The sequence below is a fragment of the Dietzia sp. HMSC21D01 genome, from assembly GCF_001815995.1.
Taxonomy (GTDB): domain Bacteria; phylum Actinomycetota; class Actinomycetes; order Mycobacteriales; family Mycobacteriaceae; genus Dietzia; species Dietzia cinnamea.
Genome location: NZ_KV824142.1, coordinates 1 through 8,615 on the forward strand (window position 1 = coordinate 1; position 8,615 = coordinate 8,615).

8 protein-coding genes are annotated in these 8,615 nt (G+C 71.8%); 2 read left to right on the forward strand and 6 right to left on the reverse strand.

Annotated features, from left to right (window positions below):
- The 6 genes from HMPREF3086_RS16715 to HMPREF3086_RS16740 form a co-directional block, all read right to left on the reverse strand.
- A partial coding sequence (locus HMPREF3086_RS16715) for an SDR family oxidoreductase (RefSeq protein WP_070723027.1) occupies positions 1–1,058 on the reverse strand: 1,058 nt, incomplete at its 3' end.
- Positions 1,055–1,936: a glucose-1-phosphate thymidylyltransferase RfbA gene (rfbA, locus tag HMPREF3086_RS16720; protein ID WP_061229353.1), complete on the reverse strand. Its 882-nt coding sequence runs from the start codon at positions 1,934–1,936 to the stop codon at positions 1,055–1,057. The genes rfbA and HMPREF3086_RS16715, both read right to left, overlap by 4 nt.
- 16 nt (positions 1,937–1,952) lie before the next feature.
- Complete coding sequence (rfbB, locus tag HMPREF3086_RS16725) at positions 1,953–2,981, reverse strand: dTDP-glucose 4,6-dehydratase (RefSeq protein ID WP_070723033.1); 1,029 nt, start codon at positions 2,979–2,981, stop codon at positions 1,953–1,955.
- 10 nt (positions 2,982–2,991) lie between these two features.
- Complete coding sequence (locus HMPREF3086_RS16730) at positions 2,992–3,897, reverse strand: hypothetical protein (protein ID WP_061229351.1); 906 nt, start codon at positions 3,895–3,897, stop codon at positions 2,992–2,994.
- Positions 3,898–3,931: 34 nt separating this feature from the next.
- Positions 3,932–5,071: a YihY/virulence factor BrkB family protein gene (locus HMPREF3086_RS16735; RefSeq protein ID WP_083324504.1), complete on the reverse strand. Its 1,140-nt coding sequence runs from the start codon at positions 5,069–5,071 to the stop codon at positions 3,932–3,934.
- A 489-nt stretch (positions 5,072–5,560) separates the two neighbouring features.
- Positions 5,561–6,634, reverse strand: a complete 1,074-nt coding sequence (locus HMPREF3086_RS16740; protein ID WP_061229350.1) for a YihY/virulence factor BrkB family protein — start codon at positions 6,632–6,634, stop codon at positions 5,561–5,563.
- Positions 6,635–6,883: 249 nt separating this feature from the next.
- On the opposite strand from HMPREF3086_RS16740, the gene HMPREF3086_RS16745 reads away from it, so the two are divergent.
- Together HMPREF3086_RS16745 and HMPREF3086_RS16750 are read left to right on the forward strand one after the other, a co-directional pair.
- Entirely contained in the window at positions 6,884–7,282 is a 399-nt protein-coding gene (locus tag HMPREF3086_RS16745; RefSeq protein WP_007627121.1) for a hypothetical protein, read from the forward strand.
- 152 nt (positions 7,283–7,434) lie between these two features.
- Complete coding sequence (locus HMPREF3086_RS16750) at positions 7,435–8,559, forward strand: NAD-dependent epimerase/dehydratase family protein (protein ID WP_246831031.1); 1,125 nt, start codon at positions 7,435–7,437, stop codon at positions 8,557–8,559.
- Positions 8,560–8,615: the final 56 nt, after the last annotated feature.

Here is an 8,615-nt window from a genome sequence, read left to right on the forward strand (position 1 = left end):
TCCCCTCCCCCGGCCCCGGGCCCGGCTCCGAGTGCGGCGCGCAGGCTGTCGTCCCAGTCGGGCAGCGGCGTCAGGCCGGCGGCCGCCCAGGCCCGCCCGGACAGCACCGAGAACGCGGGTCGCGGGGCGGGCCGGGGGAAGTCGGCGGTGGTGCAGGGGCGGACGCGGGCGGGGTCGGCGCCGAGGTAGGCGAACGTGCGGCGCGCGACCTCGTACCAGGTGGCGCGGCCCGCGCCGGCGGCGTGCAGGACGAGGCCGCGGGTGTCGACGGCAGCGGTGTCGATGGTAGGAGTGGCGGCCTCGTGTGTCGCGGTCTCGCCGGCGGCGTGGTGCGTGGCGGCCTCTCGTGTCGTGGCCTCGCGGGCGAGCATCTCGAGGATCGCCGCCGCCAGCGTCGGCGCGTGCGTGGGTGAGCCCCACTGGTCGTCGACCACGCTCACCTGGTCCCGCTCCCGCTCGAGCCGGGCCATGGTCGCCACGAAGTCGCCTCCGGGGATCGCCGACCGCTCCCGCTCCGGCCCGGTGTACAGCCAGGACGTCCGCAGGATCGTCGCCTCGGGGTGGGCGGCCAGGACGGCGTGCTCGCCGGCGAGCTTGGTGCGGCCGTACACGGTGGCCGGGTCGGTGACGTCGGTCGGCTCGAGCGCCGGCGCGGTCGCGGGATCGGGCCGTCCCGCCCCGCCGCTGCCGCGCGGCACCTCGCCGGAGAAGACGTAGTCGGTGCTGACGTGCACCAGCCGCAGACCGCGCTCTCGGCAGGCCTCGGCGAGGATCCTCGACCCCTCCACGTTGACCAGGTGCGCCCCGGACTCGTCGTTCTCCGCGCCGTCGACGTCGGTGTACGCGGCCGCGTTGATCACCACCGCAGGCTGGTGCCGGTCCAGGTACCCGGCCACGGACTCCGCCCGGGTGATGTCCAGCTCGTCGCGACCCGGCGCGAGCACCCCGCCCGGGTGGGCCAGCCGCAGGTGGGTACCCAGCTGTCCGCGCCCGCCGGTCACCAGCACGCGCGGCAGCGCGTCCCGGCGGGCGGCGACGCCCCCGTTGTCCGCGTTCACAGTCTCCGCCCCTTCTCCCGGCGCAGGACATCCAGCAGATACCGGCCGTACCCCGACTTCTGCAGGACGTTCGCGCGATCGGTGAGCTCGTCGTCGTCGATATATCCCATCCGCCACGCCACCTCCTCCGGGCAGCCGATCTTCAGGCCCTGCCGGTCCTCGATCGTGCGGACGTAGTTCCCCGCGTCGAGCAGCGAATCGTGGGTGCCCGTGTCCAGCCAGGCGGTACCCCGCGGCAGCACCTCGACCTGCAGGCGGCCCTGCTCCAGGTAGTGCCGGTTGATGTCGGTGATCTCGTACTCCCCGCGCGCCGACCTGGCCAGCCCGCGCGCCACGTCCACCACGTCGGCGCTATAGAAGTAGAGCCCCGGCACGGCGAAGTCCGACGACGGGTTCTCAGGCTTCTCCTCGAGGCTGATCGCGCGGCCGTCGGCGTCGAAGTCGATCACCCCGTACTGGCTCGGATCGGCCACCCGGTAGGCGAACACCGCGCCGCCGTCGAGGTCGGCGAACCGGCGCAGCTGCGTACCCATGCCGGGGCCGTAGAAGATGTTGTCGCCCAGGATCAACGCGACCGGCTCGTCGCCGATGTGGTCCGCGCCCAGCACGAACGCCTGCGCCAGCCCCTCCGGGGCGGCCTGCTCGACGTAGCTCAGCGTGATCCCGAACTGGCTGCCGTCGCCCAGCAACCGCCGGAACTGCCCCGCGTCCTCGGGCGTGGTGATGACGAGGATGTCGCGGATCCCCGCCAGCATGAGCGTCGACAGCGGGTAGTAGATCATCGGCTTGTCGAACACTGGCACCAGCTGCTTGCTCGTGGCCAGCGTCAGCGGCCGCAGCCGGGTGCCGCTGCCACCGGCCAGGACGATGCCCTTCACCGCGCCATCCCCGCCGTCACAGGACCTTCTCCGTCCGGGCGTACGTCGCTTCGACCCGCTCCTTGACCGGTTCCCACCAGTCGCGGTGGGCGGCGTACCACTCGATGGTCTGCCGCAGGCCCTCGCGGAAGTCCGTGTGCTGCGGCTCCCAGCCCAGCTCGGCGCGGGTCGCGGAGGCGTCGATCGCGTAGCGCAGGTCGTGGCCCGGGCGGTCGGTGACGTGGTCGAACCCCGGGTCACCGCCGATGCCCGAGACGCCCATGAGCTCGCAGATCATCCGCATGACCTCGAGGTTGGAGCGCTCGCCGTCGGCGCCGATGAGGTACGTCCGTCCCGGCTCCCCCGCCTCGAGGATGCGCAGAACCGCGGAGTTGTGGTCATCGACGTGGATCCAGTCCCGCACGTTGGCTCCACTGCCGTAGAGGCGGGGCCGCCGCCCGTCGAGGGTGTTGGTGATCTGCCGCGGGATGAACTTCTCCACGTGCTGGTAGGGCCCGTAGTTGTTCGAGCAGTTGCTGATGGTGGCGCGCACCCCGAAGCTGCGGACCCACGCGCGCACCAGCATGTCCGCGCCCGCCTTGGTCGCCGAGTACGGGCTCGACGGGTTGTACGCCGTGGCCGGGGTGAACTTGGCCGGGTCGTCGAGCTCCAGGTCCCCGTAGACCTCGTCCGTCGACACGTGGTGCAGGCGTACGTCGTGACGGCGGCAGGCCTCGAGGATCGTGTACGTGCCCACGATGTTCGAGTGTACGAACGGCCACGGCGTGGCGAGCGAGTTGTCGTTGTGACTCTCCGCCGCAAAGTGCACGACCGCGTCGCGCGGCCCCGTCAACTCGGAGACCAACCGGTCCGTGATCGCGGCGTCCGCACAGTCGGCCTCCACCAGCCGGACCCGGTCGGCGGGGAGCCCGTCCAGATTCGCGCGGTTGGCGGCATACGTCATGGAGTCGAGCACCGTGACGTGGGCCTGCGGGTACTCGCGGACGACGGAGCGGACGAAGTTGGCGCCGATGAACCCGGCTCCCCCGGTGACGACGAGGCGCATGGGCACAACCCTACCGCCCGGCCGGACCGCCGCCCGACGGCTCATCGCCACCCTGCGAGGGCGGGTGCCCTGCCGCCCAGCGACGTTTGGTCTCGCGCGACCTGCGCGACTGCCGCACCGCCACCACCGCCAACGCCACGCCCGCCAGCAACGGCACCCACACCTTGCTGTACTCGAGCAGGAACTCCACCCACCCCGGGACCGAGATCTCCGGCAGGGTGATCGACGGCAGCGTGATGTCCGACCAGGGGATGTCCGGCCACGGAATGCTCGGCAGGGAGAACTCCGGCCACGGAATGTCGATGTCCGGGATGCGCTCGAGGATCCAGTCGAGCACCGGCTCGAGGATGCGACCGATCAGGGGCAGCAGCACGATCATCGCGATCGCCCAGCCCGACCTGCCGATGCCCGCCGCGACCGGGTAGACGGCGCGCTTCCACGGCGTCGACGCGATCGCCTCCAGCCGGGCCTCGGCGGCGGATCCGGGCGGCGGGTCGAAGTGCACGATGTCGCGGCCCTCGCGGAACGTCACCTGGCGGACCGCCGTGTCGAGCATGTTCGTGCGCACCTGGATGCGCGGGCTCGAGATCGGCGGCGCGGTGGTGTGCTCGCCCGGCTTCGGCGGGTCCGCGGTGAGCGAGAAGCGCCGGTCACTGATCTGCCGGGCGCGCGCGACCACCTCGCCGTCACGCAGCAGGGCACACCCCGGGGATGCGACGGCCGCTGGGGTGGCACCCTTCTTCGGCGGCTTCCGCTGCGGGTACCCGGGGTCGACGGTGCGGAGTTCCTCCGGCGAGCCCACCGCGAACTCGAGGACCCCGTGCTCGGGATGGTCGAGGCGCCAGATCTCCGGCACGCCGTCGGTGGTGGGGGCCTCGGGGACGGGCAGGTCGGGCGCTGGCCGGTTCTCGGTCATCGCGGGCTCCTCGGTCGGCGGTCAGCCCCGCACCCTACTCGGCGCGACGCTGCTCTCCGCAGGCCCCGGCGACTCCGCTCGGCGGCGGATCGATGGCCTCGCTATCGGGGCTGGCCTCGGCGCCGGGAGCCGTGTCGTCGTCGGGAGTCGTGTCGTCGTCGCCACCGGTAGCGTCATCGCGCTCGCGCCGGAGCGTCCGGTACTCCGCGATCATCTTCTCCCGGCGGCTGTTCTCCCAGTCGCAGGCCCGGGTGTCACGCGGTGTCACCTGGATGACCTCCTCGGCCGCGATGCCGGACCGCAGCTGCCTGACCCTCAGCACCTCTGCGTCGAGACGCACCCCGAAGACCACAGCCATGTTGACTAGCCACAGCCACAGGAGGAAGACGATGACGCCGGCCAGCGAACCGTACACACGGTTGAAATTGCCGAAGTTGGCGACGAAGAAGCTCAGACCTGCCGTGGCGACGCCCATGATCGCCAACGCGGCCGTGGCCCCCAACGACACCCAGGAGAAGCGGCGCCCGGAGATGTTGGGCGCGAACCGGTAGAGGATCGCCAACGCCAAGATCATTGCGACCACGGCAGCCGGCCACTTGGCCACTCCCCACACGGCCAGCGCCGTGCTCCCGAGCCCGATCCAGCCGCCCACCGTCTCCGCCACCGGTCCACTGGACGCCAGGGCCACCCCGCCGATGGCGACCAGGACGATCAGCAGAGCCGTCAGCGCGAGACCCTCGGGCAGCAGACGCCACGGCGGCCGCCCCTCGTCGATCCCGAACATCGCGTTAATGGCCCTGCCGAGCGCCCGCACGTATCGCGACGCCGACCACAGCGCGACCGCCGTACCCACGAGGAGCGCGGTGCCCGCGGCCGGGGTCGTGACCAACGCCTCGACCGGCTCGCGGACGGGATCGAGCACCTCCGGCGGCGCGACGTCAGAGAGCATGTCCATCACCGCATCGACCGTTCTGGAGCCCTGCCCGAAAACGCCGAGCAACGACACCACCACCAGCACCGCCGGGAACAGCGAGAGGACGCCGTAGTAGGTGAGCGAACCGGCGAGGTCTGGGCCGCGGTCGCGGAGGAACTCAGCAACCGAGCGGACGAGCACCATGCGAACGGTGCGCAGTCCTCTGCGGATGGTGGCAGCGGGCCGGTCCGAAGTGGTCATACCCCGATTGTGGTCGCTGTCGACCCGTCCCGCGCCAGCCTCGCCGCGAGGAGGCCTCCCCGGGGCTGCGGGTGACGCTGGCGGGCGACGCCGGCGGGTCGAAACCGGCGGATCGCAGCTGGCGGGTCGAAACCGGCGGACTCGTGCCCGGAGTTCGCCTGCCCGACCACACCCGCTCCTCGGCATGGCGTCTCGCGCGCACCGCGGGGTGGGCGAGACGCCATGGCGAGGAGCGGCTGCAGAAATCGCGTACATCCGCGGGAGCGAGACGCCATCGTGAGGAGCGAATACGCCGGCAGCTCCGGGAGCGGGCCGCCATCCACAGGCGCGAGACGCCAGGCTTAGGAGCGAGACGCCATCGACGGGAGCGGGTGCGCGCGTGATGGACGGATGCGCGCGCAGCGGACGAGTGCGCTGTGGACGAATGCGGGGCGGGGCCGAGCGAACGCGGAGCGTGGCCGAGCGGAGGCTCGAACCGGACCGACAGGGTCAGTCGCGGTGGCGGGCCTCCTCCGCCTGGGCCTCGCGGCGGACGTCGGCCGCGTCGTCGACGGTCTGCTGGTGCTTCTCGGCCGCCTTGTCGCTCGCCGTGGTGTCGCGCGGCGGGAGCTGGATGGTCTCCTCCGCGTGCATCCCCGCCTGCAGCTCGCGGGCCCGCTCGACCTCGGCGTCGACCTCCGCCCCGAACAGCAGTGCGTTGTTGGTGATCCACAGCCAGAGCAGGAAGATGATGACGCCTGCGAGGGAGCCGTACGTGGCGTTGTAGCTGCTGAAGTTGGTCACGTAGAAGACGAAGCCGCCGGTCGCGACCGCCCACACGATCAGGGCGATGACGGCGCCGATCGAGATCCAGCGGAACTTCGGTTGCTTGACGTTGGGCGCGAACCCGTAGAGCACGGCCAGGATGACGACGACGACGAGGACGAGCACCGGCCACTTGGCGATCCCCCACACGGTCACGGCCGTCTCCCCCAGACCGATCAGATTCCCGGCCCATTCGGCGATCGGTCCGCTCACGACCAGGATGAGCCCGGCGAGACAGACCAGGAGCAGCAGGACCGCGGTCAGCAGGACGGTGACGGGCTTGAGCTTCCAGAAGGGCCGTCCCTCCTCGATCTCGTAGATGCGGTTCATCGCCCGGCCGAACGCGCCGACGTAGCCCGAGGCCGACCACAGCGCACCGGCGAGACCGGTGATGAGGGCGATGCCGGCGGCCGGGGTGTTGACGACCGACTCGATCGGCCCGCGCAGCGCGGCGAGGGTCTCCTCGGGGGCGGCACCCTCGAGCAGTTCCATCACCGCGTCCACCGTGGCCTGGCCCTGCCCGAACACGCCGAGCAGCGAGACCACCGCGAGCAGGGCGGGGAACAAGGACAGCACCGCGAAGTACGTCAGGCCCGCGGCGAGATCGGTGCACTTGTCCCTGGAGAACTCGGAGAGGGCGCGCTTGATGCCGATCTTCCACGCGCTGCCCTTCAGCGAGGTGGGCGACTCGGGCTTGCCGTGATCGGGGTCGGCATCCGGGTCGGGCTTATCGGTGATGTCGCGGCTCGTCGTACTCATACCTTCAGACTTTCGCATCACCGGGCCCCTTCCGCATCCGCACCGCGGCCCGCATCCGCCGCGCGGCCTGCATCCCTGCCGCGGCCGGCATCAGAGCGCACGCCCGTGCCCGTGCGCCTGCGCCCGCGGAGGGATACCGTGGGCTCCCCTGAGATGTGGCGTTCGGACTCGCCTGAGCTAACCTGTTCGATGTCACGTCACCAAAGTGGTGTACGAACGCACACGCGACAACGATCAAAGGAGAAACCGATGAGCCTGTCCAACGCGATCCTCCGCGGCGTCACCGGCGCTTTCGTCCTCAACTCCGGCCTGAGCAAGCGCGGCATGCCCACCGAAGCCGCGCAGGGCCTGCAGGGCTTCGCCGCCACGGGCGTTCCCGCCGTGAACCAGATGGATCCGGACACCTTCGGCAAGTTCGTCGCCTACTCGGAGATCGGCATCGGCGCCGCCCTGCTCACCCCGGTGGTGCCCCGCCGGATCGCCGGCGCGGCCCTCGGCGTCTTCTCGGCGGGCCTGCTGGCGATGTACTTCCGCAACCCGGACATGACCGAGTCCGACGGCATCCGCCCCAGCCAGGAGGGCATGTCGCTGGCCAAGGACGCGTTCATGGCCGCCATCGCCGGCGCGCTGGTCGTCGACAACTCCTGAACTCCGGGCCGGCGGGCGAGGCGATGAGCGCCTGCCGGAAAGCCGAGTAGACGGCCCGGCGCCGCACCCGCGGGCCGGGCCGTCGTCGTCCCGCGACCGGGTGCCGACGCGGTGCGGATGCGAAGCCCACTCGCGTATCCGACCATGGGGCGATGACGCAGAACCCGGAGCCAGATTCCCCGGCCCGCCGGATGCGGATCGTCGTCACCGGCGCGAGCGGCAACGTGGGCACCCCGCTACTACGCAGGCTGCTGGCCGACGGCCACGACGTGGTGGGCCTGTGTCGCCGCATCCCACCCGCCACCGCTCCGTACAGCGGTGCCTCCTGGCATCGCGTCGACCTCTCGTACGCGGGCGCTCACGATCTGGTGGAGATCTTCCGCGGCGCCGACGCGGTCATCCACCTCGCCTGGGGCTTCCAGCCCACCCGCGACGTGGACCACCATCACCGGCTGGGCGTCGGCGGGACCGCCGCGGTCGTGGAGGCGTGCCGACTGGCGGGCGTGCCGCACCTGATGCACCAGTCCTCGGTGGGCGCCTACGCCCCTGTCTCCGACGGCGGACCCGGAGTCTCGGTCGAGCGGCGGGTCAGCGAGGACGCCGAACTCGGCGGGGTGCCCACCGCCGCCTACAACCGGCACAAGACGGCCGCGGAGCAGCTCCTCGACCGGCACGAGAGCAAGCATCCCGGCGCGCCGACGATCGCCCGGATGCGGCCGGCATTCATCGTCCACGCCGAGGCCGCCTCGGGTCTGTTCCGCTACTTCACCCCGGCGCTCACGCCAGCGCGATTGCTCCGGGCCCTACCGATCCTGCCGGTGGACCGCCGGCTCACGGTCCCGCTCCTCCACGGCGACGACATGGCCTCGGCACTGGCGGCCGCCGCGACGTCCGGCGCGCAGGGCGCGTTCAACATCGCCGCCGAACCGCCCATCACCCGCGACATGCTCGCCCGCGAACTCGGCGCGCGGCCGGTGCACCTGCCCTACCGCGTGCTGCGTCAGCTCGTCCACATCAGCTGGCTGCTGCGCCTCCAGCCGGTCAGCATCGGCTGGGTCGATCTGGCGTTCGGCGCCCCGCTCATGCACACCACCCGCGCCCGCGCGGAGCTCGGCTGGCGCCCCACGGTCGCGGCGGACGAGGCGCTGCGCGAGGTGATCGACGCGATCGTCGCGGGCCGGGCCGGAACGTCACCACCGCTGCGCAAGCGGACACTGCTTGACGCGCTGGCGGGACTGCGCCGGGGCGGCGCGGTCGACGTCCGGCGACTGCCGTAACCAGCGCGCTCGGCGAGCCTGGGCGCCCTCTGGCCGGTCCGGGCCAGGCCCCCTCG